The 26,442-nt window shown below is 56.9% G+C and carries 28 protein-coding genes and 1 tRNA gene; 14 read left to right on the top strand and 15 right to left on the bottom strand.

The features are described 5' to 3' along the window. Window positions 1-95: 95 nt before the first annotated feature. The 3 genes from CLV88_RS06765 to CLV88_RS06755 form a co-directional block, all read right to left on the bottom strand. Window positions 96-1,481 carry an SLC5/6 family protein gene (locus CLV88_RS06765; RefSeq protein ID WP_106607647.1) on the bottom strand — a complete coding sequence of 462 codons (1,386 nt, stop codon included), beginning with the start codon at window positions 1,479-1,481 and terminating at the stop codon, window positions 96-98. A 109-nt stretch (window positions 1,482-1,590) separates the two neighbouring features. Continuing rightward, window positions 1,591-2,721, bottom strand: coding sequence for a hypothetical protein (locus CLV88_RS06760; protein ID WP_106607646.1), 1,131 nt, complete (start codon window positions 2,719-2,721; stop codon window positions 1,591-1,593). A gap of 3 nt (window positions 2,722-2,724) precedes the next feature. Beyond that, window positions 2,725-3,504 carry an SDR family oxidoreductase gene (locus CLV88_RS06755; RefSeq protein WP_106607935.1) on the bottom strand — a complete coding sequence of 260 codons (780 nt, stop codon included), beginning with the start codon at window positions 3,502-3,504 and terminating at the stop codon, window positions 2,725-2,727. A gap of 138 nt (window positions 3,505-3,642) precedes the next feature. On the opposite strand from CLV88_RS06755, the gene CLV88_RS06750 reads away from it, so the two are divergent. From CLV88_RS06750 to CLV88_RS06730, 5 genes are all read left to right on the top strand, one after another. Further along, entirely contained in the window at window positions 3,643-4,662 is a 1,020-nt protein-coding gene (locus CLV88_RS06750; protein WP_106607645.1) for a Hint domain-containing protein, read from the top strand. Window positions 4,663-4,762: 100 nt separating this feature from the next. Further along, on the top strand, window positions 4,763-6,370 hold the full coding sequence (locus tag CLV88_RS06745) for a peptide chain release factor 3 (protein WP_106607644.1): 1,608 nt from the start codon (window positions 4,763-4,765) through the stop codon (window positions 6,368-6,370). Between the two features lie 47 nt (window positions 6,371-6,417). Next, window positions 6,418-7,173: a hypothetical protein gene (locus tag CLV88_RS06740; protein ID WP_106607643.1), complete on the top strand. Its 756-nt coding sequence runs from the start codon at window positions 6,418-6,420 to the stop codon at window positions 7,171-7,173. Next, window positions 7,170-8,126 carry a glycosyltransferase family 2 protein gene (locus CLV88_RS06735; protein ID WP_106607642.1) on the top strand — a complete coding sequence of 319 codons (957 nt, stop codon included), beginning with the start codon at window positions 7,170-7,172 and terminating at the stop codon, window positions 8,124-8,126. The genes CLV88_RS06740 and CLV88_RS06735 overlap by 4 nt, the downstream gene beginning before the upstream one ends. A gap of 175 nt (window positions 8,127-8,301) precedes the next feature. Next, entirely contained in the window at window positions 8,302-9,732 is a 1,431-nt protein-coding gene (locus tag CLV88_RS06730) for a DEAD/DEAH box helicase (protein WP_106607641.1), read from the top strand. 74 nt (window positions 9,733-9,806) lie between these two features. Here the strand turns inward: CLV88_RS06730 and CLV88_RS06725 are convergent, their stop codons facing one another. The 4 genes from CLV88_RS06725 to CLV88_RS06710 form a co-directional block, all read right to left on the bottom strand. Continuing rightward, window positions 9,807-11,474: a ribonuclease J gene (locus CLV88_RS06725; RefSeq protein WP_106607640.1), complete on the bottom strand. Its 1,668-nt coding sequence runs from the start codon at window positions 11,472-11,474 to the stop codon at window positions 9,807-9,809. Further along, window positions 11,471-12,247, bottom strand: a complete 777-nt coding sequence (locus tag CLV88_RS06720; protein WP_106607639.1) for a type III pantothenate kinase — start codon at window positions 12,245-12,247, stop codon at window positions 11,471-11,473. Before CLV88_RS06720 ends, CLV88_RS06725 begins: the two co-directional genes overlap by 4 nt. A gap of 22 nt (window positions 12,248-12,269) precedes the next feature. Beyond that, window positions 12,270-13,022: a biotin--[acetyl-CoA-carboxylase] ligase gene (locus CLV88_RS06715; protein ID WP_106607638.1), complete on the bottom strand. Its 753-nt coding sequence runs from the start codon at window positions 13,020-13,022 to the stop codon at window positions 12,270-12,272. Between the two features lie 113 nt (window positions 13,023-13,135). Beyond that, window positions 13,136-13,375 carry an Lrp/AsnC family transcriptional regulator gene (locus tag CLV88_RS06710; RefSeq protein WP_106607637.1) on the bottom strand — a complete coding sequence of 80 codons (240 nt, stop codon included), beginning with the start codon at window positions 13,373-13,375 and terminating at the stop codon, window positions 13,136-13,138. A 134-nt stretch (window positions 13,376-13,509) separates the two neighbouring features. Here CLV88_RS06710 and hisB point away from each other — a divergent pair, with 134 nt between their 5' ends. Beyond that, complete coding sequence (hisB, locus tag CLV88_RS06705) at window positions 13,510-14,097, top strand: imidazoleglycerol-phosphate dehydratase HisB (protein WP_106607636.1); 588 nt, start codon at window positions 13,510-13,512, stop codon at window positions 14,095-14,097. Here hisB and CLV88_RS06700 read toward each other — a convergent pair. Then, window positions 14,094-14,711: a DUF2306 domain-containing protein gene (locus tag CLV88_RS06700; RefSeq protein ID WP_106607635.1), complete on the bottom strand. Its 618-nt coding sequence runs from the start codon at window positions 14,709-14,711 to the stop codon at window positions 14,094-14,096. The two genes, hisB and CLV88_RS06700, sit on opposite strands and share 4 nt — an antisense overlap. A 93-nt stretch (window positions 14,712-14,804) precedes the next feature. Between CLV88_RS06700 and CLV88_RS06695 the strand changes: the two genes are divergently transcribed. Both CLV88_RS06695 and hisH read left to right on the top strand, forming a co-directional pair. Continuing rightward, window positions 14,805-15,416: a TetR/AcrR family transcriptional regulator gene (locus tag CLV88_RS06695; RefSeq protein ID WP_106607634.1), complete on the top strand. Its 612-nt coding sequence runs from the start codon at window positions 14,805-14,807 to the stop codon at window positions 15,414-15,416. Between the two features lie 61 nt (window positions 15,417-15,477). After that, complete coding sequence (gene hisH / locus CLV88_RS06690) at window positions 15,478-16,116, top strand: imidazole glycerol phosphate synthase subunit HisH (protein WP_106607633.1); 639 nt, start codon at window positions 15,478-15,480, stop codon at window positions 16,114-16,116. Between the two features lie 70 nt (window positions 16,117-16,186). On the opposite strand, the gene CLV88_RS06685 is transcribed toward hisH, so the two are convergent. Next, a complete protein-coding gene (locus tag CLV88_RS06685; RefSeq protein ID WP_106607632.1) occupies window positions 16,187-16,906 on the bottom strand; it encodes a helix-turn-helix domain-containing protein in 720 nt (239 codons plus the stop codon). Between the two features lie 90 nt (window positions 16,907-16,996). Here CLV88_RS06685 and CLV88_RS06680 point away from each other — a divergent pair, with 90 nt between their 5' ends. Then, on the top strand, window positions 16,997-17,533 hold the full coding sequence (locus tag CLV88_RS06680) for a peroxiredoxin-like family protein (RefSeq protein ID WP_106607631.1): 537 nt from the start codon (window positions 16,997-16,999) through the stop codon (window positions 17,531-17,533). 38 nt (window positions 17,534-17,571) lie between these two features. On the opposite strand, the gene CLV88_RS06675 is transcribed toward CLV88_RS06680, so the two are convergent. Further along, the gene (locus CLV88_RS06675; protein ID WP_106607630.1) at window positions 17,572-17,967 is read right to left on the bottom strand and encodes a DUF2147 domain-containing protein; all 396 of its coding nucleotides are present in this window, start codon (window positions 17,965-17,967) and stop codon (window positions 17,572-17,574) included. 142 nt (window positions 17,968-18,109) lie between these two features. Between CLV88_RS06675 and hisA the strand changes: the two genes are divergently transcribed. The 4 genes from hisA to CLV88_RS06655 all read left to right on the top strand — a co-directional run bounded on the left by hisA (window position 18,110) and on the right by CLV88_RS06655 (window position 20,619). Then, window positions 18,110-18,832: a 1-(5-phosphoribosyl)-5-[(5-phosphoribosylamino)methylideneamino]imidazole-4-carboxamide isomerase gene (gene hisA / locus CLV88_RS06670; RefSeq protein ID WP_106607934.1), complete on the top strand. Its 723-nt coding sequence runs from the start codon at window positions 18,110-18,112 to the stop codon at window positions 18,830-18,832. A 100-nt stretch (window positions 18,833-18,932) separates the two neighbouring features. Continuing rightward, on the top strand, window positions 18,933-19,694 hold the full coding sequence (gene hisF, locus CLV88_RS06665; protein ID WP_106607629.1) for an imidazole glycerol phosphate synthase subunit HisF: 762 nt from the start codon (window positions 18,933-18,935) through the stop codon (window positions 19,692-19,694). Continuing rightward, complete coding sequence (locus CLV88_RS06660) at window positions 19,691-19,999, top strand: phosphoribosyl-ATP diphosphatase (protein ID WP_106607628.1); 309 nt, start codon at window positions 19,691-19,693, stop codon at window positions 19,997-19,999. Before hisF ends, CLV88_RS06660 begins: the two co-directional genes overlap by 4 nt. A 77-nt stretch (window positions 20,000-20,076) precedes the next feature. Beyond that, window positions 20,077-20,619 (top strand): hypothetical protein, encoded by a 543-nt coding sequence (locus CLV88_RS06655; protein ID WP_106607627.1) that lies wholly within the window; start codon window positions 20,077-20,079, stop codon window positions 20,617-20,619. A gap of 16 nt (window positions 20,620-20,635) precedes the next feature. Here CLV88_RS06655 and CLV88_RS06650 read toward each other — a convergent pair whose 3' ends face one another. Together CLV88_RS06650 and rlmB are read right to left on the bottom strand one after the other, a co-directional pair. Then, the gene (locus tag CLV88_RS06650) at window positions 20,636-21,103 is read right to left on the bottom strand and encodes a CoA-binding protein (protein WP_106607626.1); all 468 of its coding nucleotides are present in this window, start codon (window positions 21,101-21,103) and stop codon (window positions 20,636-20,638) included. Window positions 21,104-21,734: 631 nt separating this feature from the next. Further along, window positions 21,735-22,514, bottom strand: coding sequence for a 23S rRNA (guanosine(2251)-2'-O)-methyltransferase RlmB (rlmB, locus tag CLV88_RS06640; RefSeq protein ID WP_106607624.1), 780 nt, complete (start codon window positions 22,512-22,514; stop codon window positions 21,735-21,737). A gap of 135 nt (window positions 22,515-22,649) precedes the next feature. Here rlmB and CLV88_RS22970 point away from each other — a divergent pair. Continuing rightward, window positions 22,650-22,733, top strand: a tRNA-Tyr gene (locus tag CLV88_RS22970). A gap of 453 nt (window positions 22,734-23,186) precedes the next feature. Here the strand turns inward: CLV88_RS22970 and CLV88_RS06630 are convergent. The 3 genes from CLV88_RS06630 to CLV88_RS06620 all read right to left on the bottom strand — a co-directional run bounded on the left by CLV88_RS06630 (window position 23,187) and on the right by CLV88_RS06620 (window position 26,325). After that, window positions 23,187-24,566: a TRAP transporter large permease gene (locus CLV88_RS06630; protein WP_106607622.1), complete on the bottom strand. Its 1,380-nt coding sequence runs from the start codon at window positions 24,564-24,566 to the stop codon at window positions 23,187-23,189. Continuing rightward, entirely contained in the window at window positions 24,566-25,231 is a 666-nt protein-coding gene (locus tag CLV88_RS06625) for a TRAP transporter small permease (protein ID WP_106607621.1), read from the bottom strand. Before CLV88_RS06625 ends, CLV88_RS06630 begins: the two co-directional genes overlap by 1 nt. Before the next feature lie 92 nt (window positions 25,232-25,323). Beyond that, window positions 25,324-26,325, bottom strand: coding sequence for a DctP family TRAP transporter solute-binding subunit (locus CLV88_RS06620; protein WP_106607933.1), 1,002 nt, complete (start codon window positions 26,323-26,325; stop codon window positions 25,324-25,326). Window positions 26,326-26,442 lie beyond the last annotated feature (117 nt).

The following is a 26,442-nucleotide window of genomic DNA, read 5'->3' as shown; positions in this document are numbered from 1 at the left end:
ATTTCCAAACGCGGCGTGGGAATGTCTATGGTCTGCGACTGCACCTAAGCCTCTTGCAATCTCCGAGAGAAACCATCGGATTTCGCCGAGATGTATCAGCCCCCCCGCACCTCTTCAACCCTGCGTGTTCCAATCCAGACAGCGGCAAAGCCGACCAACAGCACCAAAATACAGATCTGCAACAGCTGCTCGTATTTGTGCCCCTCGAAAAGCACCGCCTTGAATATCGCGTGATCCCGCAACGCATAAACCGCCGCGCCAGTAATTGCGGCCACAAAGCTCGCCAGAAACACCCACAACGGCACTTTACGCCGCCCAATCAACCCCGCCACCAGCACAGGTGTCAGGAACATCGATGCCGTTCCCGACACGGCCACCGCGTCAAAAAGCGTTTGGTTCCCCCAAAGCGTCAAAGCCCCGCCCGCCAATGCAAAGACTAGCATTGCCAATCGCCCCCCCGCCAACGTGCGCGGCGCCAGCTCCAGCTCTTCAACAGCCAGCCTCGCTGACGAACTCAACGCCGAATCCAGCGTCGACAGCGCGGACACCAACAGCGACAACAACAACGCGACATAGACCCAACCGGGCAGCATCGCCGCCCATGTCCCAATCAACTGACCTTCGACAGCCGCGCCTTCCAAGGCCGCCTGAATGCCGAAGAACCCAAACCCGATAATGCACAGACTAGAAATCCAGAACGCGTGGAGAAAGCTTTTGCGCGTTGTATCCCGGTCACTCAGGAACCCGCGATCCATCATTACTGGATCATGCACTGGATAGGAAAACACCTGCAAAAATGCGACGATCAATAAAACCCAACCATTATACGCCCCCGACGCACCCCCGGCCGTCAGCACCGCGCCCAAATCAAATCCGGGCCGTGTCAACAGGGCGACAAAGGCAACGCCAAACACCGCCAGAAACACCAGCATCTGCGCCACATCCGTACGCAGTGCTGCCGACAGCCCACCCCACGCCGAATAGGCCAGCGCCAGCGAACCCACCAATAGGATTGACGCCTCTCGCGCCATACCGAACTCAGGTAAGGCGGCGGCAAAGATCAGGCCCACAACCAGCAGATTGGCAAACACTTCTGACAGCAGCCGCAACCCGATCACCACATTGTAACAAGTGTTGCCAACCGCCCCGAACCGCGCGCCCAGCCAGTCCTGCACCGACATCGCGCCATCCGCACGCATTCGCCCGACGATATAACCGCCAGTCAGAAACGACCCGTAATAGGCTGCATAGGCCAGAACACCCGCGATCCCATAATAGAACCCCAGAATTGCCGCGTTCATCAGCGAGCGGGCAAAAATCCACGTCGTCACCTGGCTAAGGATCAGCGTCCACAAACCCGGTTGACCGCCGCTCTCGCCCGTCCCGCCAAAAAACCCTTCAACGGTACCCCGACGTGGTGCCACGGCAACGCTCAGCGCCACAATCAACGCGAATGCCGCAATTACAACGGTTGTCTGCATAACTGTCCCCAAGATGCAAAATCTGTCTCACGGGGTTAGCAATAGTTGAGCGCACGCACCACGCGCTCAACGCAATCGTGAAGGAATGTCAAAGCTTTGCAACAGCTGCTCAGCCCGCGACCACCTCAACCTCGACATCACCTAAAACGCGTCCATTGACCTGCACCGCCACCCGATGCGCGCCGGGATGCCAGGTGAACGTTGTGGCATTCGCCTTCAACACATGCCGCTTCTGCAACGCCAATCGCCCGCCAACAGGCACCTTGGCCTGTTTCAGCTTGAATACCTTTTGACCGGAGCGCCCACCCGGTCGCGCAAATGTTAAAACGTAATCCACCACAACAGGCACATCTGCATTAGCGTCCGTTTCCAAGATCACGTCAAACTCCAGTGCATCGCCAATCGCCACTTGCGGCGAAACTACCGACAAACTGGCCAAAGTCACCGGCGCATCCGCGTGAAACCCCAGTAACGCCAGCGCCTTCGCATCGCCAGTCTTGACCAATGTGCGCAAGGAATGGCGCGTCATCCAGTCCAGCTCTTTCGCCGCCTGAACGCCTGCGCCATGCCATGCCTGCAACCGATCCGTGACCACGTCCGGAGCAATTTTGGCAATGTCATTCAGGTGGTTTGCCACCGACCGAGTGACATAACGTGTCTTGTCGCCGTGCAACCGGTCCAATAGCGGCAATGGTGAAAGCGGATCAATCTCCACCTTCTTGGCCCAGGGTAGTTTTGGCCGTGTGCCCTCGCTGACCAAGCGGCGCACATGGTAATTCTCATCGCCCGCCCATGTCTCAAGCCGCGCAAATGTCTCTTGGGGCCATCGGTTCAGGAACGGGCGAATGTAAAACTCCATCGAGAAACGTTGCGTGGCTTCATACAGCAAATCCAGCGCCCGCTCGCGGTGATCCTCCAAGCCATGCCGCACCGCTAGAATACCCGGAACCGCGTGAATGAACCGGCCAAAATCATCGTCCCGCAGCGACGGGTCCAGCGGCGCGGGCATCACCGCCTCAATCTGATCCGCCATCTGGGCAAAATCGCCAGACAGCCGCGCGGCAACGCAATCCGCAATCCATTCAAGCCGCTCCAGCAACTCGCGCCCTTGCAGTCCCGGCACCACTTCGGCCAGAAAATCCGCGCCGTCAAAATCAGGCACCCCAGCAGCAAATTCCGCCGCCAAGTCACCCAAACTATCTGCGTTAAACAGCTGATCCTTCAGTGAAAATGAGCTCATGCGCTACATCGTCGCGTTGATCCCGCCGCCATCCAGCAACAGGTTCTGACCCACGATAAACCCGGCGTATTGCGAGCACAAAAATGCGCAGGCCGCGCCAAATTCGTCAATGGTGCCGTACCGCCCTGCCGGGATTGTGGCAAACCGCCGATCACGTGCCTCTTCCAGAGAGATATCATTTTGCGTCGCCACGCCTGTGTCCAGTGCAATCGCACGATCAGTGGCGTGAATGCCCGGCAGCAGGTTGTTGATGGTCACGCCAGACCCAGCCACCTGCCGCGACGTGCCCGCGACATAGCCGGTCAAACCCGCCCGCGCCGAATTGGACAGGCCCAAAATGGCAATCGGTGCTTTTACAGATTGCGATGTGATGTTAACCACGCGACCCCAACCGCGGTCCATCATATCCGGCACCAGCGCTTTGATCAGCGCAATGGGCGTCAACATATTGGCATCCAGCGCCTTGATAAAATCATCCCGCTCCCAATCAGTCCACATGCCTGGAGGCGGCCCCCCAGCATTATTCACAAGGATATCAACGCCCTGCGCCGCCTCGATCAACTTATTCTGCCCCTCGGGCGAGGTTCCATCACAGGCCACAGTCGTCACGTTTACACCAAACTCGTCCCGAATAGCCGCAGCACTGGCCTCAAGCGCGTCTGTACCACGAGCGTTCATTACCAGATCTACGCCCTCACCCGCTAGCGCCCGTGCGCATCCCAATCCAAGCCCCTTGGACGAGGCGCAAACCAGCGCGCGCTTACCTTTGATTCCAAAATCCATGCGATTCCCCTTTTCCTTGCTCGAACAAAACCCGAAAACCACATCCGATGCCAGCATATTGCCTGTGAGCGGGCGCGATGCTGCCATATTCTGGTGCTAGGTCTTGCATACTTGATACGAGCAAGAGAGCTTATTCAAATGTCTACGCAACAAACCAATTCAAATCCCTCCCAGAGCCTACCGGTATATCCGGCGTCGATGCTCAAAGTGACCGATGGCGCCAACCTGGGTGATGAGCTTTCCTTTGCAGACGATATGGTCCCTGACGACATTTATTCACTGACAGTCGATGCGGATGTCGTGCCATTTTCCTTTAGCGCCGACAAAAATGGCCAGCTTCACACCGCCAGCGAGTCGGCAGTAGGAACACCCGGCGCACGGGTGTTTCTGGATTGCGTGGCAACCTTTATGCCCCCGTCTGGCGACACAATCGAAGTGCTTATTCTGGTCGAGGTGGACGAGGACGGCAATGTTGCCAATATCTTCGGCGCCCCGCTGGCCCCGCTTTATCCAAAAACCAACTACGTCCTTGTTGGCACTGATCAACAAACCGCTAAGCACCGGCTGGCGCAACTGGCCTGCGTCAGCTTTACACGCGGCACCTGTATCACGATGGCAACCGGTGAACAAAAGCCGGTCGAGTCCCTTTCTGCCGGTGATCTTGTCCTGACCCGTGATGACGGACCACAGGAAATTCGTTGGATTGGTACGTCGACCCAACGCGCCGTAGGTGTGTTTGCCCCCATCCGGATCTCCGCCGGAACCCTGAACAATGCGGGCGACCTTATGGTCAGCCCGGACCACCGCCTGTTCATCTACCAACGCCACGATCACATCGGTGCAGGGCGCTCTGAGCTGATGGTCAAGGCGCGCCACCTTGTGAATGACGACACCGTCCAAGTGCAAGACGGCGGCTTTGTCGATTATTTCCAGCTGATGTTTGACAGTCACCAGATTATTTTTGCCGAAGGTATCTCTGCCGAAACCATGCAAATTGACATGCGCACACAGGCCGTCTTGCCAGCAGATCTTCAGAAAAGAATGTCAGAGCCCATGCCCGGTCATCAACGCCGTCGTCACCATGAATACGAAGTGCACAAGAGCCTGCTTGATCGACCAGACGCCGCCGCATTGCTCAAGCGGGCCTCCTCCAAATAAGCGAACCGAACGGCAACTGGCAATTCTCGGTGCAATTGCGTCCAATCACCTGACCCGCTTTTCCTTGCGAATTCGCGTTCCGCACCCTATACGCGCGCTCATGTTGGACACTGCATCAAACCGCCCGGAATTGCCGCCTGAAATCGCCCGTCGCCGGACCTTTGCGATCATTTCGCACCCCGACGCTGGCAAGACGACATTGACCGAAAAATTCCTTCTTTATGGCGGTGCCATTCAGATGGCCGGTCAGGTGCGCGCCAAAGGCGAAGCCCGCCGCACCCGCTCAGATTTCATGCAGATGGAAAAAGATCGCGGTATCTCGGTCTCAGCCTCCGCCATGTCCTTTGATTTTGGCAAATTTCGCTACAATCTGGTCGACACGCCGGGCCACTCGGATTTTTCCGAGGATACCTATCGCACGCTGACCGCAGTTGATGCAGCTGTCATGGTGATCGACGGCGCCAAAGGTGTGGAAAGCCAAACCCAGAAACTGTTCGAAGTCTGCCGCCTACGCGACCTTCCGATTCTGACTTTCTGTAACAAAATGGACCGCGAGAGTCGGGACACATTTGATATCATTGACGAAATCCAAGAAAACCTCGCCATTGATGTCACCCCCGCCAGTTGGCCCATCGGTGTCGGGCGCGAATTCATGGGGTGCTACGACCTATTGAACGACCGCCTTGAACTGATGGATCGTGCCGATCGGAACGTCATAGCAGAAACCGTGCAAATTCAGGGCCTTGACGATCCCAAGCTGGCCGAGCACGTCCCCGAGCATCTGCTCGAGAAACTGCTCGAAGAGATCGAGATGGCCCGCGAGCTTTTGCCAACGCTCAACACGCAATCCGTACTCGAAGGGCACATGACCCCAATCTGGTTCGGCTCAGCGATCAACTCGTTTGGCGTCAAGGAGTTGATGGACGGCATCGGCGATTTCGGCCCGGAACCACAGGTGCAAAAGGCCCTGCCACGCGAGATTTCACCAGAGGAAACAAAAGTTTCCGGCTTTGTCTTCAAGGTTCAGGCGAACATGGATCCGAAACACCGCGATCGAGTTGCCTTTGTGCGTATGGCGTCAGGGCATTTCAAACGCGGCATGAAGCTGACCCATGTACGCACCAAGAAACCCATGGCCATCTCCAACCCTGTCCTCTTCCTCGCGTCTGATCGCGAACTGGCAGAAGAGGCCTGGGCGGGCGATATCATCGGCATTCCCAACCATGGGCAATTGCGCATCGGTGACACATTGACCGAAGGCGAGGCCCTGCGCGTCTCAGGCATCCCCAGCTTTGCGCCCGAATTGCTGCAAGGCATCCGCGCAGGTGATCCGATGAAGGCTAAGCACCTCGAAAAAGCGCTGATGCAATTCGCCGAAGAAGGCGCGGCCAAGGTGTTCAAACCGATGATCGGGTCTGGCTTTATCGTCGGCGTTGTCGGCCAGCTTCAGTTCGAGGTGCTCGCCAGCCGGATCGAGATGGAATACGGTCTGCCTGTGCGCTTTGAGCAGTCGCAATTCACCTCGGCACGATGGGTGAACGGCGACCAGCAAGCCATTGATAAGTTTGTGAATACCAACAAACAGCATATCTCGTACGACCATGACGGCGACGTTGTGTTCCTTACCCGCTTGCAATGGGACATCGACCGGGTCGACCGGGATTACCCGGACGTAAAACTCACCGCAACCAAGGAAATGATGGTCTGATCAGAACAGCAATTGCATGGGGTAGACCCCCATGCAATCATGCGCCCATGACGAACCAGAACCTGACCTATCCCGGCGGCTTGCCAGCCCTATTGGACCGCTACGAAGGGCGGCGCGCACCTTTCGATTTCGGCCCAGAGGATCTCCCAGCGCTCGACTGCGATCTTCACATGATGAAGGACTCCCAAGTCTCTGAGAGCGCAACAGAAAGACAAAAGGGCGAGCCTAATACGTCATGGTCAAGGAAACGCCGCGAAATCGCGCGCGAATTTGTCGGCAATACAGAGCTCACCTTTCTCAACGCGCAGCTGATTTCTAACCTGCGCAAACGCGACTTCCCGCGCCAAACCCCAGCGCTGTTCCGGCGCCTCTGGGCCGAAGAAGCCAATCATCTGATCCCGAATCTAAACTTGCGCTGGCTCGTTTCGTCCGTTCAAACCTTTGCCGATCATGGCGACACTCTCCAACAACGCGAAATTGGCCACGCCCTGCGCATGTTGTTTGGCGTTATGAAGCTCTACGAATTCGAACGCACCTATAGTGGCCACAAGCCAGGCAAGGACTTTGGCCTTGGGGGCCGCACTAAAGCCCGCTTGCCACTTGATATGCAGCCATTTGCGTTGCGAAACGGGGGCTTAGACATCAATCTTATTGCACCGATTTGGGAAATGGCGGAACAGGAACCAGTTGTCGGACCGCTGGCCTGCCATCTTTTGAACGAACTCAATAGCGAAAGCGGCGGTGTGTTCCGTCGGCTCAAGATTATGCGCGATAAACTCGAACGCCGACGGGCCGATAAATGACGCGCTGGGGCATTGCTTCAACCATCAAGGCACCCGCCCGCGACGTCCTCGCCTTTGTCGCCTATCACCTCGATCTGGGCGCGGACCACATTTTCATCTATCTCGACAACGAAAACAAAAAGGCCCTCAGTGCCTTACGCGACCACCCTCAAGTCACCGTCACACGCACAAATGGCGATTATTGGCGCAGTATCGGCAAAAAGAAACCCGACGCCCATCAACCCCGCCAAACCATCAACGCCAGCCATGCCTATGCTTTGGATCATGGTCTCGATTGGCTGGCGCACATAGATGTCGACGAATATCTCTGCCCAACCCAACCCGTCCGCGACCTTCTGAGTGCCTTGCCAACGGATGTCGTCTGTGCACGCGTGCGCCCAGCCGAGGCGCTGAGCACCGACGGAGTCGACGGACTGGACCCAACTGCCACATATTGCAAGCGCTGGATCGGCACCGAACACAGTCGTATCGAGCTTGAGCGCACCTTCTATCCAAATTTTGGCGGTATCCGCCGCAGCGGCTTTGTCAGCCATAGTGTCGGCAAAATCTTTATCCGCGCTGGCCTGCCCAATCTGCGTTTTCGCATACATCGCGGCACACAGGACAACGTCGAAATCGGGCCCCGCCAAGTCCTTGAACACATCGAACTTTGTCACATGCACATCAAAAGCTGGGACGACTGGCAAAAGATCTTCGACTATCGCTTGACCAAAGGGTCGTACCGCAGCTCGCTTAAGTCCGATCGCAAACTCGGACTTGGTGGCATGTCGCTGCATGACCTTTTCACATTTCTGATCGACGATGGCGGCGAAGCTGCCTTGCGCAACTTCTTCGAAGAAGTTTGCCTCGCGCGCCCTGAGCTAATCAAACAGTTGCGCCACCACGACCTGCTTAGCGTCTTTCATCTCGATCTTGACACAAAAAGACGGAAACATTTCCCCGAATTTTCGTAAATTGTGGTAGAGTAAGCAACAATCTTAGGCGCCCAAGGCGCCTTTGTTGACCCGAACGCCACCTTCAGATACAAGGCGCGCGTGGGTCGCTCTCACGCTGCCAAGCGAGGCCAAACGGGCCTGACACCACACCATATGTACGGGCCGGGAAAGTGTCCGTAAGCAACGGATACACATGACCAAATTTTCCGATTTGAACCTCAACCCGAAGGTGCTGAAAGCGATCAGCGAAGCGGGCTATGAAACACCAACACCGATTCAGGCAGGAGCCATTCCTCCAGCGCTCGAGGGGCGTGACGTGTTGGGCATCGCTCAGACCGGCACCGGCAAAACGGCCAGTTTTACGCTGCCGATGCTGTCGCTTCTGGCCCGAGGCCGTGCCCGCGCACGTATGCCGCGCAGCCTTGTGCTCTGCCCAACCCGCGAATTGGCGGCACAGGTGGCCGAGAATTTCGACACCTATTCCAAACATCTGAAACTGACCAAGGCGCTTTTGATCGGTGGCGTCAGCTTCAAGGAACAGGACATCCTGATTGACCGTGGCGTCGACGTGCTGATTGCCACACCGGGTCGCCTGCTCGACCATTTCGAGCGCGGCAAGCTGTTGCTGACCGGCGTTCAGGTCATGGTTGTGGACGAGGCTGACCGGATGCTCGACATGGGTTTCATCCCCGATATCGAGCGCATCTTCAAACTTACGCCCTTTACGCGTCAGACTTTCTTCTTCTCTGCAACGATGGCACCCGAGATCGAACGGATCACATCCGAATTCCTCTCCGCTCCGGCCCGTGTCGAAGTGGCCCGTCAGGCCACTGCGTCCGAAACCATTGAGCAAGGCGTTGTCATGTTCAAAGCATCGCGCCGCGACCGCGAAGGCAGTGAAAAACGCCGTGTCCTGCGCGCGATCATCGACAGCGAGGGCGACGCCTGCACCAACGCGATCATCTTCTGCAACCGCAAGACGGATGTGGATATTACCGCGAAATCGCTTAAGAAATACGGCTACGACGCTGCACCAATCCACGGCGATCTGGATCAGTCCCAGCGCACGCGCACTTTGGAATCGTTCCGCAATAACGAGCTGCGCATTCTTGTGGCTTCGGATGTAGCGGCACGCGGCCTTGATGTGCCCTCTGTCAGCCACGTGTTCAACTTTGACGTCCCCGGCCATGCCGAAGATTACGTGCACCGTATTGGCCGCACCGGGCGTGCGGGCCGCGAGGGCAAAGCGTTTACCATCTGCACACCGCGGGACGAAAAGGCATTTGATGCGGTCGAAAAGCTGATCCAGAAAGAGATCACGCGCGTCGAATACCCTTCCAAACCCGAAGAACGCAAACAATCAGAGACCAAATCCTCACAGTCCAAATCTTCTGAGCGCAAAGACCGCCGCGCCAAGACCGAGGCAGCACCAGAACCCGCGCCATTTGTCGCTCCGGAAAAAGAGACACCCAACCGGCCGTCTGAAAAATCTGGTAACCGTGGCCGTTCGCGTGGGCGCAATTCCGGACGGGACTATGGTCGCGACGACAAGAAAGTTGTTGGCATGGGCGATCACATGCCCTCGTTCATCGCGCTCAGCTTCGAAGAACGTAAAGCCAGCTAACAGCGCTCGCTTACGCAAAAAAGTAGGTCGGACAAAATTGTCCGACCCTTTTTTTGCCCAAATGTCTGAAACCCTTAGCGCAAACGACTAATAATCACTGTCGTTTCCGGTTTCTTGCCAATTTCTTCGCGGCAAGTATTGCGCGCAATCCGGCGCAGCTCGTTTTCCAGCTTGTCGTCATTGGCCAACGTCTTGGCACCGGCACGCCGCAGAAACTGTGTCAGATCCTCTTCGATGACATCCAACAGCGGCGCATCCGACCGCCCAAGTTCGGGCAAACCCATGGTCTCGCACCATGCTTCACCCAGCGGTTCGTCATCTTCGTCCAGGATCACCGTCACCACGACCTTACCATTCAGCGCCATGCGAATCCGATCACGCACGATACCGTCAAGCGCGCCAATCTGCACGGATCCATCAAGATACGTGCGCCCGGTTTCCACATGCTGCACCACGCGCGGGGCTTTGCCACTCAAGTCCAGCATCGTTCCGTTGACAGCCACAATAGACGCCCGCCCGCTCTCGCCTGCCAGCTTTGCATGCTCGCGCAAATGCCGATGTTCGCCATGATTTGGGATGACCATCGCCGGGTTCACAATCTCATGCAACCGTTGCAAATCAGGTCGGTTCGCGTGGCCAGACACGTGATATTTGCCGGTGCTGTCATCCACTACATCCACGCCCATTTCCGAGAACTGGTTGATAATCCGGATCACGCCACGCTCGTTACCCGGAATGGTCTTTGAGGAAAACAGGAACATATCCCCTTCCTTGAGGGTTATGCCGTTATATTTGCCATTTGCCAGCTGCGCACTGGCCGCACGCCGCTCTCCCTGACTGCCCGTTACCAGCAACATCAGGTTTTCACGCGGTATCATGGCTGCTTCTTCCGGGCTCACCACCTTGGGAAAGCTGGTCAACACACCTGTCGTTGTGGCCGCTTCGACCATCCGGCGCATGGCCCGCCCCATCAGGCAGATCGAGCGGCCAGCGCGCTCGCCCGCCTCCGCCAGTGTCTTGACCCGTGCCACGTTGGACGCAAATGTCGTGGCGACAACCATATTGGGCGCCCCACTCACCAGCGCTTCGATCTCCGGGCCAACGCTGGCTTCCGACCGTCCGGCATGTGGCGAGAACACGTTTGTACTGTCACAGATCAGCGCCTGCACACCGTCCTTGGACACATCCGTCCAAAGCTCCGGATCAAACGGTTCCCCCACCAACGGGGTCTCATCCAGTTTGAAATCGCCCGAATGGATCACCCGCCCTGCCGGGCTGTCGATCACCAGTGCCGCACTCTCCGGGATCGAGTGGCTCACCGGCAAGAACCCCACTTTGAATGGCCCCGCTTCGGTCATCTCTGGCCAAGCGGAAACCGTGCGCACCATTTCTTCGGGTTGACCCCGATCGGCCATCTTGTGCCGAGCCAGGTTCGCAGTAAATGTGCGTGCGTAAACCGGCACGCCAAGACGCTCCCAATAATGCCCAACCGCGCCGACGTGGTCCTCGTGACCATGGGTGATAAACACCGCTTCTAGTCGATCCTTATTCTCAGCCAGCCAGCTGATATCGGCAAAAATCAGATCCACACCCGGACTGGTGTCCATATCCGAAAACGCGACACCCAGATCGACCAGAATCAAACGTTCGCGATCCTCCGGCCCATATCCATAGACATAGGCGTTCATGCCAATTTCACCTGACCCGCCCAATGGCAGGTAAATCAATCTCTCACGGCTCACGCGGCATTATCCTTGTTAAATTCATGAATCACGGTCAACCCGTGCATCGTCAGATCGTCTTCGAACACATCAAACAGCTGTCCGGATTGCTGGAACAACGGGGCAAGTCCGCCCGTTGAAATTATCTTCATTGGCCGATCCCGCTCTGCCTTGATGCGTGCGCATATCTCGCGCACCAATCCGACATAGCCCCAAAACACGCCCGACTGGATACAAGCCACTGTATTCGTTCCGATAACCCCTTGCGGCTTTGCAACATCCACATGCGGCAACGCGGCGGCTGCATTGTGCAGCGCCTCAAGGCTCAGGTTCACGCCCGGCGCAATAACCCCACCAATATAGGCCCCATCCGGCGCGACAACATCAAATGTTGTCGCCGTGCCAAAATCCACAACAATCAGGTCACCACCATGGCGATCAAACGCGCCCGCCGCATTGACAAGCCGGTCGGGCCCCACGCTTGTGCCCTCATCCACCCGCGCATCAGTCGGCAAGCGACAGTCAGGCTTGCCCACGACCAAAGGGCGACAGCCAAAAAAGCGATCCGCGAAGACCCGCAAATTGAAGACAACCCGCGGCACAGTCGAGCTGATGATCACGTCCGTTATGTTCAGTTCGATCTGATAATGCTGGATCAACGTCGAAAACCACGTAAAATACGCATCCGCCGTGCGTGCATGATGGGTCGACGTGCGTAGCGTGCACAGGAACGTTTTACCGTCCCAGATCGAGAACACAGTGTTAGTGTTCCCGCAATCAATTGCCAATAGCATGAGAGGTCCCCCCCCGGCTGGTTCAGAAAAAGATATCTGCCGCCGGGATGGCGACACGGCCCTTCGCGGTCTTCAACACCAGATTGCCCTGTAAGTCCACCGTTTCAAACGTGCCCGTGGTCTCGTGACGCGCCGTACGCGCCGTGATCACTTGCCCCAGCCGCGCCGCCCGGTCCAACCATGCCGTGCGGATCGGTTCGAACCCATAGGCGGTAAACTGCGCCTCAGCCTGCGCATAGGCCGCCGCCAGCGCGTCCAGAAACTCCTCAGGCGTGACCAACGCGCCCGTCTCCGACAAAAGCGAAACAGGCCGCATTGCCCCCTCTTCAACCTGCTCCACTCCCGGCGCATGGCGCAGGTTCACACCAATACCAATGGCAATATGGCTCACACCGCCACCAACCATACCCGCGCTTTCCAGCAAAATACCCGCAACTTTGCCGCCATTCAGCAACACGTCATTTGGCCACTTCAAGGACAACCCCTGCGACCGCCCGGTCACCGCGACAAACGCCTCAAACAACGCCAATGCAGCCACAAACGACCGCAGCGCCACCCTGTCCGGGCTCTCGGTCGGACGCATTATCAAAGTTGCGGCAAAATTCCCCTCCGGATCAGCCCATGCTCGGCCGCGGCGCCCACGCCCCGCCGTCTGGCGCAATCCCAATATCCACTCAGGCCCTGGTAGCTCAGGCGCAATCCGCGCAGCTTCTGCATTGGTACTGTCCACCTCAGCCAACACGCGCCGTCCATATCCAGCTGGCCATTCCTGCATCTCAATGTTCTCCAAATACCCGCGCCGCAGGCGCAAATCCCGAAGGTTTGGCCATCAGCCAAACCCGAGATATCCTGTGCGCACCGAAGGCGTGCGCCATCAGGTCAAACCCCTCAAAACGCCTTGAACGTCAGCGTCGTCAACGTGCGTTCAATCTCGGGAATATCCAGCAATCGGTCATTAATATACTTACCCACATCCTCGCCCGACGGCACATAGAGCTTCATCAACAGATCATATTCGCCACTTGTCGAATGCAGCTCCGAATGGATTTCTTTCAGCGCAATTTCTTCGGCTACGCGATAGGTGGTGCCGGGTTTGCAGCGGATCTGGATAAAGACGCAGGTGGTCATGGTTGCCCTCACAATATGCCATCCAAAGCTGGCACAAAAGCCACCCGAGACACAATCTCAAAAACCCGCCCCTTCCCCCTCGCCCCACCGCTCCCTATAAGGAGCTCGCAATCAGAGGCAAAGGACCAGCCCCCATGCGCACGGCAACCATCACGCGGCAAACCGCCGAGACCGAAATCACCGTCGAGATCAACCTCGATGGCACAGGTATCTACGACAACCAGACGGGCGTCGGATTCTTTGACCACATGCTGGACCAACTGTCGCGCCATTCGCTAATCGATATGACCATCCGCGCCAAAGGTGACTATCATATCGATGATCACCACACAGTCGAAGACACCGGCATCTCGCTGGGTCAGGCACTCACGCAGGCCCTTGGCGACAAAAAGGGCATCCGCCGTTACGCCTCCTGTCACTTGCCCATGGATGATGCACAGGTGCGCGCCGCACTGGATCTTTCCGCACGCCCCTATCTGATCTGGAACGTGGACATGCCCACCCAGAAAATTGGCACATTTGACACAGAACTGGTGCGCGAGTTCTTTCAGGGCTTTGCAACACATGGCGGCATCACCCTGCATGTGGATCAGCTGCACGGGTTTAACAGCCACCACATCGCCGAGGCCACCTTTAAGGCCGTGGCCCGCGCACTGCGCGAAGCAATCGAAACCGACCCGCGCAAAGCTGACGCGATCCCATCCACAAAAGGCGCGCTCTAAGCGACTTGCGCCGCTGGCATGGCCCGGCGGCGCACAAGCCACTCCGCGATTAGCAGGTTGGGCACCCAACATGTCCACGCAACCAGCGGATAGCCTGTTTCAAAGCCAAGCATAGCCGTAAGTATTGGCAACTCGAGCCTCAAGGTCACGGCCGCCCAAGTCAGCGCCGCGCTGCGGATCATCCAAAGCCGATGATGTGCGATCTCTCCGCGCATGGCCAACGCCACCGCATAGGCCGTTACACCAATCCAAATCACAGCAAGAAGTCCAAACCCCCAAGCCGCCACAGGACCCGCGTCAGAATTCAACGCAAGTTTCAGCCCGGCGAGCCCGGACAGCAGGATCGACACCACATAGAATCGTCCCATCCAGCGATGCAAACCCGGCCGCGCGCTGCGCAACCTGGCACTGAACTGAAATGGGGACAGCAATAGCGCTAGGGGTGCAAGTGTCACATGCGCGTAAAAGGCAACCTCGCGTTCGAGCGCATGATGCAACATGAATGTCATCGACTCCGCCACACCCAGCGGCATAAAGCGTAGCGATACCAGCGCAACGCTAACGCTCAGAACCCAAAAAACCCAAATCCAAATTCTCCATGCAATCGCAGCCATGTCACTCCTTCATCATCGAACTTGACACTGTAAAGTTGCAAGCAACATAGGGCGCTTCTTGACACTGTCAAGATACCATTGGATCATCCCTGCATGACCCAAACTCCGACCAAACCCGCCCATCATCACGGCGATTTGCGCAACGCGTTGATAAAGGCAGGAATTTCCCTGCTTGATGAAGGTGGCATTGCCGCCCTTACACTGCGCAAATGCGCCGCACGCGCCGGAGTCTCCCACGCCGCTCCTGCGCATCATTTCGACGGGCTGGCTGGTCTCAAGAGCGCCGTCGCCCAAGAGGCGTTCCGATTGTTTTCGCGCCACATGATGGATGCCGCAAACGCGGAAGGCCCGTCACCACGTGACCGTTTGCGTGGTATCTGCCGGGGCTATGTTCAATTCGGCCTTACCCACCGCGCGCTCTTGGAAACCATGTTTGGCTTGGACGCAGAAAGCTTGCTGCGCGAGCGGATTGATCCGGGCGATTCCGATGCTTACCAAATCCTGCGCGACACCTGTGCGCCGTTTGTGCCGCCCGACACCCAAAAAGAAGTCATCGAATTTCAAGTCTGGTCCCTTGTGCATGGCTACACCATGCTCTTTGTCTCCGGGCGACTTGGCTGTCTGCATCCAAAAAACCTTGGGGATGGCCCCTTTGATCAGGTCATGGCACTTCTCGATCGGATCGGCGACACGTCATCCTCTTGACCCCGTGCGCAATTAAGGCCACTTGAACTGGACCAGAACACCGCTGTTTCAGGACGCTCCAATGTTGACCGCCATTATAGACTACGAATCCGGCAATCTTCACTCCGCCGAAAAGGCGTTTCAGCGCATGGCCCGCGAAGTTGACGGCGGCGAGGTGGTTGTCACCTATGACGCTGAAATAGTGGCTTGCGCGGACCGTCTCGTTTTACCCGGTGACGGTGCATTTCCTGCTTGTGCAAGCGAATTGCGTGGCCACAAAGGCATCTATGACGCCATGGTCGAAGCGGTCGAGCAAAGGGGCCGTCCCTTTCTCGGAATTTGTGTTGGCATGCAGCTTATGGCCACAACCGGCCACGAATACCAAGAGACCGCTGGTCTCAACTGGATCGCTGGCGATGTAGAGAAGATCACCCCGACTGATCCCGTTCTGAAAGTGCCGCACATGGGATGGAATGACCTTGTCATCGACCACCCTCACCCGGTGCTGGACGGTGTGCAGACCGGCGATCACACCTATTTTGTGCACTCCTATCAATTCCACGTGACAAACCCAGCCGAACGCATCGCCCATGTCGATTATGCCGGAGATGTAACGGCCATCATTGGGCGCGATACAATGCTGGGGATGCAGTTCCACCCTGAGAAAAGCCAGGACGTTGGGTTGCGCATGATTGGCAATTTCCTGCGCTGGCGACCCTGAGCAGAGGGGGGCTTTGCCCCCTTCACAGCTAAGCTGCGATTCCCCCAAAGTATTTTTGGCAAGATGAAGATCAGGGCGTGCGTAGCGAGGATGGTGCTACACCATGTGCGCGGCGAAAGGCACGGGTAAAGCTCTCGGTGCTGCCATAGGCATATCGGCGCGCGATGGCGTCGATCCGGTCGCCCTGTTCGGCGTCCTGCCGTGCGAGAATTAACCGCCAGCGCCTGAGATAACCCATTGGCGTTTCACCTACGATTGTGCCGAACAGTTCCACAAACCGCGACAGCGACAACCCGGCAACCATTGCCAGATCTGAATTTTTCCAAACCCGCCCCGGATGGTCATGCATCGACACAATCGCTCGGCTGATGCGCGGATCGGCCATGCCCGCCAACAGACCGGCCTCGGTTGCGCCACGCTCGATCTGGTCCCGCAGCAACCGCACCATCAGCGCTTCGCCCAACCGGTTTGCCACAGATTGCGCGCCACAGCGATTGCCCCGAACTTCGGCCAGCATCACTCTGACCAGTGCCTGAGTATCGGCCTGTCCCGCCAAATCGAAATCTACCACGTCCGGCAAAGCGGCAAGCAACGGATTATTCTGTCCCGCCCACGATACATGCACCAAAAGCAACGCGCCGGCCTGCTCCTGCACACCTTGACCGCGTGTGAAAAACAGCACTTTTTCCGGCAAATTCACGCCCCCCAAAACCAAAAGGTTCGCATCATCCTGTTTAGCTAGGCGCACTTCCAAGCGAAAACGTTCAACAAGCGTCGTGAGGCGATCCATGGGAAATCGGTCTTTCTGCATGGTTAATCGGAATTATTTGACATTAAACCCCTGTATCAGTGCAATCAAGCACAATTGAAAGGACATGCAATGCTGATTCCCCGTCAAAAAACTCCGAACCTCTCGGTCTCCACCTTGGACAATGGCCCCTTTGATCTCGCCTCTGAGACCTCTGAGCGCGGCACCGTCATCTGTTTCTATCGCGGCCTGCACTGCCCGATCTGCGCTAACTACCTCAAAGAGCTGGAAAAGCGCGTTGCCGATTTTGCCGAGCGCGGCGTGAACTGCATCGCCATATCCTCGGACGGAGAAGAGCGCACTCGGGCCATGGCGGACAAGATCGAAGCCAAAAGCCTTCGGTTTGGCTATGATCTGCCACTGGCCGTTGCCAAGGAATGGGGTCTCTATATCTCAACCTCGCGTGGCAAGACGTCCATTGGCATCGAAGAACCCGCTCTGTTCTCAGAACCCGGCCTATTTATGGTTAGCCCGGACCAGTCACTCTATTACGGCTCGGTCCAGACCATGCCGTTTGTCCGCCCACATTTCTCGGAACTGGTGGGAGCGCTTGATTTTGCGATTGCCAACAGCTACCCGGCGCGCGGCGAATATACCGGCGCGGTCTGAGACGTCAGGCGCCCTGCTCAAGCGGGGCGCCAAAAAGGCTATTGAATGCGGGTCCAATCCTGACTTCTCCCAAAGGCCGAAACACCCACAAACCCGCGAACACTTAACGTATTGCCGTTCAGCGTCATTTTCGACTTATAGGTCTTGTCTGTATCCGGCGCCCAGATTTTGCCGCCGCTATATTTCCCACCGCCATTGGCCTTCATGTCCCACAGCATCTTTTTGCCGAGGTGCTCATAGTCGCCGGTGTTCGCGCCATCCGCGGCAATCGCCTCCTTTATGGTTCCACACAGTGCTGCACCACAGGCAGAAATCGCCACATGCAGATATCCGCCGCTGTCACCTGGCGCTGTCTTCCATACGCCCTCTGCGGGATCGGCCATCGCGGCACCGCCCGCCAAAACCATCGCCGCTGCCATCATCATCTGTTTCATACCAAATCCTCCCTGATCTTCTGTTGCGCCCAAGACTGAGCCAGCAACCTTAAGCAATCAAGAATGACCCCCCGTAACGTTGCAATTCACCGGGCGTCATGCCAAACCGCGCTCAAAATTCCCTTTGCCGCAGGTGCCGCCCATGATCCTCTATCCCGCCATCGACCTCAAGGACGGCAACGCCGTGCGCCTCGTGCATGGCGACATGGACCAGGAAACCGTGTTCAATGAAAACCCCGCCGCTCAGGCGATGGAGTTCGTCCATGCTGGGTGCGAATGGTTGCACCTCGTTGACCTCAACGGCGCCTTTGCAGGTGAACCCGTAAACGCCGCCCCAGTTGAAGAAATTCTCAAACAAACCAACGTCCCTGCTCAGCTCGGCGGCGGTATCCGTGACATGGCTACCATTGAACGCTGGATCGACAAGGGGCTCGCCCGTGTGATCCTTGGCACCGTTGCCGTGGAAAACCCCGATCTCGTACGCGACGCCGCCCGCGCCTTTCCCGGCAAGGTCGCCGTAGGGATTGACGCCCGTAACGGCTTTGTCGCCACCAAGGGCTGGGCCGAAGAGACCGACGTGCGTGTCACCGATCTCGCTAAATCCTTCGAAGATGTCGGTGTTGCCGCCATTATCTACACCGACATCCTGCGCGACGGCGCGATGAAGGGGCCCAATGTGACCGCCACCGCCGATCTTGCCAACGCTGTTTCCATCCCCGTCATTGCCTCGGGCGGCGTCTCTTCGATTGACGACCTCAAGGCGCTCAAATCCTGCGGCGCACCGCTCAATGGCGCCATCTCTGGCCGCGCGCTTTATGACGGGGCCATCAATCTGACAGACGCGCTTACGGTCCTGAAATCCTGATTTTCCTTTCGCTCAAAATATCCTGGGGGTGAATTGGCCATCGGCCAAGAGGGGGCAAAGCCCCCTTCCCCAACCCAACAAAAAAGCCCATAACACGCCCATGTTAAAAACCCGCCTGATCCCCTGTCTCGATGTCGCCGATGGCCGCGTGGTCAAAGGTGTCAACTTTGTCGGCCTGCGCGATGCGGGCGACCCGGTTGAGGCTGCCCGCGCTTATGATGCAGCGGGCGCTGACGAAATCTGTTTCCTCGACATCCATGCGACCCATGACAATCGCGGCGTGATGATCGACATGGTGCGCCGGTGCGCCGAGCAATGTTTTGTCCCACTCACTGTTGGCGGTGGTGTGCGTACCGTGCACGATGTGCGCCGCTTGCTGCTTGCCGGTGCCGATAAGGTTTCGTTCAATTCCGCCGCCGTGGCCAACCCCGACGTCGTGGCAGAGGCGTCCGCCCAGTTTGGCAGCCAGTGTATCGTGGTCGCCATCGACGCCAAAACCGTCTCACCCGGCAAATGGGAAATCTTCACTCATGGCGGGCGCAAATCCACCGGCATCGACGCGGTCGAGTTTGCCAAACTGGTTGTCGCCAAAGGTGCTGGTGAAATCCTGCTTACCTCGATGGACCGCGACGGCACCAAATCCGGCTTTAACCTGCCGCTCACCCGCGCCATCTCGGATGCGGTCGACGTTCCGGTGATCGCATCAGGCGGGGTCGGCACACTTGACCACCTCGTCGAAGGCGTCACCAAAGGCGGCGCCAGCGCTGTGCTCGCCGCCTCGATCTTCCATTTTGGCGAATTCACTGTGCAGGAAGCCAAGCAACACATGATCGCCGCAGGTATCCCCATGAGGATCGTATGACCACGCTTTCCACTCTCGCCTCTACCATTGCCATGCGTGCCAGCGCTGATCCCGACAGCAGCTGGACGGCAAAACTGCTCGCCAAAGGCCCTGAGAAATGTGCCGAAAAATTCGGCGAAGAAGCGATCGAGGCCGTGATAGAAGCGGTCAAGGGCGACCGCGAACAGCTCACCTACGAGGCGGCAGATGTGCTGTTTCACTTGCTGGTCATGCTGCAATCGCGTGGCGTCGCGCTCGATGATGTGCTGGCCGAACTTGACCGCCGCCAAGGCACCAGCGGCATTGCCGAAAAAGCCTCGCGATAAGGTTAACAAATCCGCCTTTTCCTGCCCGTCGCAATGCCTATAGTAAACCCGATTTGCCCACCGGCACCGGAGTTTTCATGTTGCGCTTTCTCGCCGCCGTCTTCACGGCCCTCACACTCGCCGCCTGCGCCAGCGTTCCCGAAGAGGTCACGCGCGCCGATGTTCCCGGCCTCACAGCCCAGATCACGGCGCTCAATCCTGATGTCGACCCAGAGGAAGCCGCGCGCGCGGCGCGTATAGCTTACACGTATCCGCTCGAGCTGAAACGCACCTACAACGTCACCGACTCCCCGCTGGTTCACAATGCCAAGGTTAATCAGGGCCTGCGCCCGCGAGGGCTGTGCTGGCACTGGGCCGATGACCTCGAGGCGCGACTCTGGCAGGAAAACTTTCAGACCCTTACCTTTCACCGCGCCATCGCCAACGCCACCAATATCCGCATCCAACACTCAACCGTCATTATTGCTGCCAAGGGCAAAGGGATGAATGACGGCGTCGTACTCGATCCTTGGCGCTATGGCGGCTACCTATTCTGGTCCCCGACATTGCAGGACGAGCGCTATGACTGGGTCGCGCGCCAAACGGTTTTTGAAGAGCGACGTCAGCGGCAAAACCGCTAAGCCTAGGCGAATGCAGCTAGAGCTTTGATGAAATCACTCCAGTCGCAAACCCACCCATGCGTAGTTCGCCAAACAGGCGCTGGTATTCGATTTTGGGACAACGGTTCATAATCACATCTACGCCGCGCGCCTCAGCTTTTGCCGCAGCCTCTGCGTGCTCCACCCCAATCTGCATCCAGATCGTCTGGAGCTTTGGAAACTGCGCCAGTGCCGCTTCTACGATCGGCGGCACAGCCTCGGAGCGGCGAAAAACATCCACCATATCAACAGGAACGTCGATTTCACTCAAATCGGCCCGAACCGTTTCCCCAAATAACGTCTTGCCCGCATGGCCCGGATTGACCGGAATCACCTGATACCCTTTGAGGTTTAAATAGCGCGCCACGTAATAACTGGGACGTACCGGGTTCATCGAAACACCCACGACGGCAACCACCTTGGTACGGCGCAGAATCGTTTTTAAGACATCGTCTGAATAGCTCATACCGACACGCTACTGATATTGCCCCTCTTGAACACCCCTGATCGTATCCAAGAAAAAAGCGCCCAAGAAATCTTGGGCGCCAGGTACGGAACGAGGGACAGTGAAGTCAAACACAGAAGTTCCAGCTCCGTGCTTGCCCGATTGATGTAGTTATGCACCACCATAATAAAAGAGGATGTCAAAAACATGTGAACACCACGTTACAACCGCGCGATCAGCCCGCCGTGGTCAATCAAAGATATCTTCAATCACTTCAAAGATGTCCTCAAACCAATCCTTGCGCTTGGATTTGCGTTTTTTCTTGTGCGACTTTCTGGGTTTCCCGTGTACCTCGGGAATATACCCTGTCGCCCTCGGGCGATCCTGAACGCGCCGATCTGATCGTTTGGCGTCAACCGGCATGTGTTTAAGATTATGCAGCGGAGCACCACAGGAGGAACAGGCCAACTCGTGGCGTTCGCGGCCGCGCAAAATCAGCGCGGCGCGGGTGCCGCAGTAACAACACGTGGCAATTTTTGACGTCTGTGGAATTGGTCTGCTCCGGTCTGACTGGATCTAGCCTGTAATGTAGGGCGCATGACCCAACTTCGGGAGCCTCCGGCGGAAGTATTTTTGGCGAAATGAAGAAGTGTCAGCGCAGCTGGGATGCGTAAAGCGCCACCGCAGCGGCATTTGAGACATTGAGTGAACCAAAGGCGCCAGCAAAATCGATCTTCACCAGGTGGTCCACCGTCTCTTTGGTTTTTTGGCGCAGCCCCGGCCCCTCGGCCCCCAAAACCAGTGCCACGGCGCGATCGCGTTTGCCGTCCAGCACTGTTTCGATGGTCTCGTCTGCCTCGCCATCCAGCCCCAGCACGATATACCCCATGCCCTGCAACGCGACGATGGTGTCAGCCAAATTGCGTTCACGCAGATACGGTTGGCGTTCTAAGGCTCCGCTGGCTGTCTTGGCCAGCGCCCCGGTTTCGGGTGCTGATCCGTGGCGCGTGCCAATCACCGCTTGCGCACCAAACACCTCAGCCGAGCGCAAAATCGCACCGACGTTATGTGGGTCCGTCACCTTATCAAGCAACAACAGGCGCGGCGGTCGTTCGCCGTCACCCAACGCGCAATCCTCAAGGCGCCCCCAGTTCAACGGCTTCACTTCAAGGGCTGCGCCCTGATGCACAGACTGAGAATCAATCGGTGGGTTGAATTTGCGTGGGTCAATGATTTCAGGCTCGATATCAGACATATCAATGGCTTCCGACAGCTTGTCAGCGGCGTTTTTTGTCACCATCAGCCGCAGTTTTTCGCGCGCCGGATTGTCCAGCGCATCGCGTACAGCGTGCAAACCAAACAACCACAACGTTTCCGCAGCAGCCTTGCGTTTAGCCTGTTCTTTTTCAACGACCCACTTGGGCTTTTTCATCTTCGAACCCCACGAATTCACGAGGGTTTACCAATGCGCCGCCAAAGCACGAGGTGCAAGAGATTTTCTTGTTGACGCCCCAGACAAGGCACAGTAATCAGCGCCTCACACCACGGTCGAATGACCGAGGAAAGTGGGCGACAGGCCGCAAGGTGTGGCAGGGGACTGTAACTCCCTCGCGGAGACGCACGCCTGGTTCGATTCCAGGGTCGCCCACCACTTTCTTTCCCTCGAACCTGAACTATTCCAAGCGCAACCAATAGCGATTTAATTTCAATAGTTTACAGGCAATTCAGACATCAGAGGCCTCAAGTTTTAGTTCCGATCAGAGCATTTTGCGGGTGTTTTCGGAGAAAGTCTCAGTGAGCAAGGTTCGCGTGAGGTCTTGAGGCCTAACGGTGGCTTCAGGTCTGTTGGAACCCAAGAACCTCCCGCTGTTGTTCCCAATCCAGTGGCAGCTCTGGAAGGTTACGAAGAAGCTTTGCCGTAAGATGCTCTGGCGGGCGACCTTCCAGAATGGCCGTCGATATATCTGGGGCCAACCAGGCGAGCGGCAAGATTTCAATTCGGAACGTTTTACCATTCACTCCAAACTCACACATTGACTCATATCAGAAACGCAAAACGGCCCCGCACCTTGGTACGGGGCCGTTTTTTCTCAATTCACTCGGATCAATTTGTAATGATCTCCGGCCCCATAAATGTATTGGGCAAGAAGGTTGAAATTGCCGGAATATAGGTAATCATGATCAGGAACACGAACAGCACCGCGAGGAACGGCAGCGCCGCGCGCACGACGCTCATCATCGGCATTCCGGCCACGCCCGAAGTCACAAACAGGTTGAGACCCACAGGCGGCGTGATCATCCCGATTTCCATGTTCACCACCATGATGATGCCCAGATGGATCGGATCAATACCCAGCTGAATAGCAATTGGGAACACCAGCGGTGCAACAATCACCAACAGGCCCGATGGCTCCATGAACTGACCACCGATCAACAGGATCACATTGACCACCACCAGGAACATGATCGGACCAAACCCGGCATCCAGCATTGCGCCTGCGATATGCTGTGGCACCTGCTGTTCCGTCAAAACATGCTTCAGGATCAACGCATTGGCGATCACAAACAACAGTGTGACCGTTAGCTTACCGGCCTCAAACAACGTGTGTTTGGTATCACCGTGAAAGAACGCCGTCACAATCGACAGAGGCTTTTTCAACAGGCTGCTCTTGGTGCCGCCATTGGCCTCCTCCGAGAGTGGCCCCATGTCCTTGTAGATGAACGACGCAATCAGGAACGAATAGACAGCGGCCACAGCGGCGGCTTCGGTTGGGGTAAAGATACCCCCATAAATCCCGCCCAGAATGATCACGATCAGGAACAGGCCCCACCCGGCTTCGCGCCCGGCGGTAAAGATCTCTCCCCACCCCTGCCAGTCGCCTTTGGGCAGGTTCTTAACCTTGGCCATGACATAGATCGTCACCATCAACATGATGCCCGCCATCAGGCCCGGAATGACCCCGGCAAGGAACATACGACCAACCGACACCTCAACAGCGGCGGCATAGACCACCATCACAATTGAGGGCGGAATGAGAATACCCAGCGTGCCCGCGTTACAGATCACACCAGCGGCAAATTCCTTGGAATACCCTACCTGACGCATGCCCGCGATCACGATAGACCCAATCGCCACAACCGTCGCAGGCGACGACCCGGACAGGGCCGCAAACATCATACAGGCAAACACACCGGCAATTGCCAGACCACCGGGCAAATGCCCCACGCAAGCAATCGAGAACCGGATAATCCGCCGCGCCACACCACCCGTTGTCATGAACGACGACGCAAGGATAAAGAACGGGATCGCCAAAAGGGTGAAATGCCCCTCAAAGGCCTCGAACAATGTGCCCGCGACCGACGCCAGCGTGGCGTCCGAGAACAACAGCAGGAACATGATTGAACTGAGGCCCAGAGACACTGCAATCGGCACCCCGATCAGCAACAAACCAATCACCATCGCAAAGAGAAGAACAACTTCCATCAGCCCTGCTCCCCCTGCTGTGCACGTACTTCTTCGATCTCGTCTTCCACCTCGTGGCTGGCCACCAGACGGTCGGTTTCACCGCGCCAGATCTGCATCGCCGCCTGCGCAAAGCGCAATACCAGCAACAGCATCGACACCGGCAACACCAGATATGGCACCACCTTGGGCAGCTTCTCGTATTCGTCTCCGTAGTTGATCAGGTCTTCCAAAAACCGCAAAAAACCAACCATCGGCACATCCTGTACCTCATAGAAACTCTGGCTGCGGAACTTGTCGGCAAATCCGGTCGGGAACCAGCGCCCCGATGTGGGCGGCAGATCGGCAAACACCGCCCAGTAATCATACGCGCCCTTCAGCAGCAGCAGCGAAAACACCAGACAGCACCCGACCGAGATGATCCCCATCACCCGCGCCGCGCCCGGTGACACCATGTTCAGGATCGCATCGACCCCCAGATGGCTGTGTTTCTTGACCGCATAAGAGGCGCCAAGCAGCACCAGCCAGCCAAACATGAACACTGTCAGTTCCAGCGCCCATAAAATATTAGAGTTGAACCCGAACCGGGCAATCACGTTGGCAAAGGTCACCACCGTCATCAGCCCCAAGAGAAGCGCAATCAGCGTCTCCTCGATCTGGTCCACAAAGCTATGCTTCGTTTGCATTGTTCCCTCCTGCGGTGTTTTCACCGCTTAAGAAAACGGGCGGGCCATTCGTGTAATGACCCGCGCGTGTTTCTCTAAATAGCCTCAGGCGATTAGCTGCCTTCGTTGATCGCTTGTGCTGCGTCGATCATGTCCTGACCAACATCGTCAGAGAACTGATCCCAAACCGGTTTCATGGCGTCTACCCAGGCTTGTCGCTCGTCAGTCGTCAGCGTGCGCACCTCGGCACCGGCGTCGATGATGGCCTGACGGTTGGCCTGGTTGACGGCAAAGGATTCGGAGTTCCGAAGCGCAGTGACCTCGCCAAGGATGGTCAGGAACTGATCGCGCACATCGGCATCCAGGCTGTCGAGCCAGTCAACTGATGTTACGACCAGATAGTCGATCACCCCGTGGTTGGTCTCGGTGATGCCGTCCTGCACTTCGAAGAATTTCTTGCCGTAAATATTGGACCAAACGTTTTCCTGACCGTCGACCACGCCTTGCTGTAATGCGCCATATACTTCAGAGAAAGCCATCTTCTGTGGGGTGCCCCCGATCGCCTCCATTTGCGCCACCAGCACGTCAGAAGACATCACTCGGAATTTCAGCCCTTCAGCGTCCGCAGGTGACATTAACGGCACATTAGCTGACATCTGCTTCATGCCATTGTGCCAGAATGTCAGCCCTTGAAGACCACGACGCTGCATGCTGTCGAGCAGGGCCTGGCCAGAATCAGAGGCCTGAAAGGCGTCGACGGCCTCGATATCCTCAAACATGAATGGCAGGTCGAAGATACGGAATTGCTTGGTAAACTTCTCGAATTTCGACAGCGAAGGTGCCGCCAGATGCACGTCACCCTGCAACATGGCTTCCAGAACCTTGTTGTCATTGTATAGTGTCGAGTTCGGGAAGACTTCCATGCAGGCTTTGCCGTTCATCTCGTCGTTCACACGGTTGGCCAACAAGGTTGCAGCGATGCCTTTTGGGTGTTTGTCCGTGTTAGTGACATGGCTGAATTTAATAACGACCTCTCCGTCATCACAGGCCGCGATTGCAGTAGATGCACCCAAGGCCATGGTCATTGTAAAAGCAGTGCTCAGCAGAAATTTCATTGTATCCTCCATTGATTTGCAGGGCCCTGTGTCCGGATCTCCTTCACCCAAGCGCCCCTCATGGCGTTCGACCATAGAGACGATTTGAGGGAGAATTAGTTGGCAAAACTAATTAGT

The organism is Shimia abyssi, from assembly GCF_003014475.1.
In the GTDB taxonomy this organism is placed as follows: domain Bacteria; phylum Pseudomonadota; class Alphaproteobacteria; order Rhodobacterales; family Rhodobacteraceae; genus Shimia; species Shimia abyssi.
This window is presented reverse-complemented; position numbering and strand designations above follow the sequence as displayed.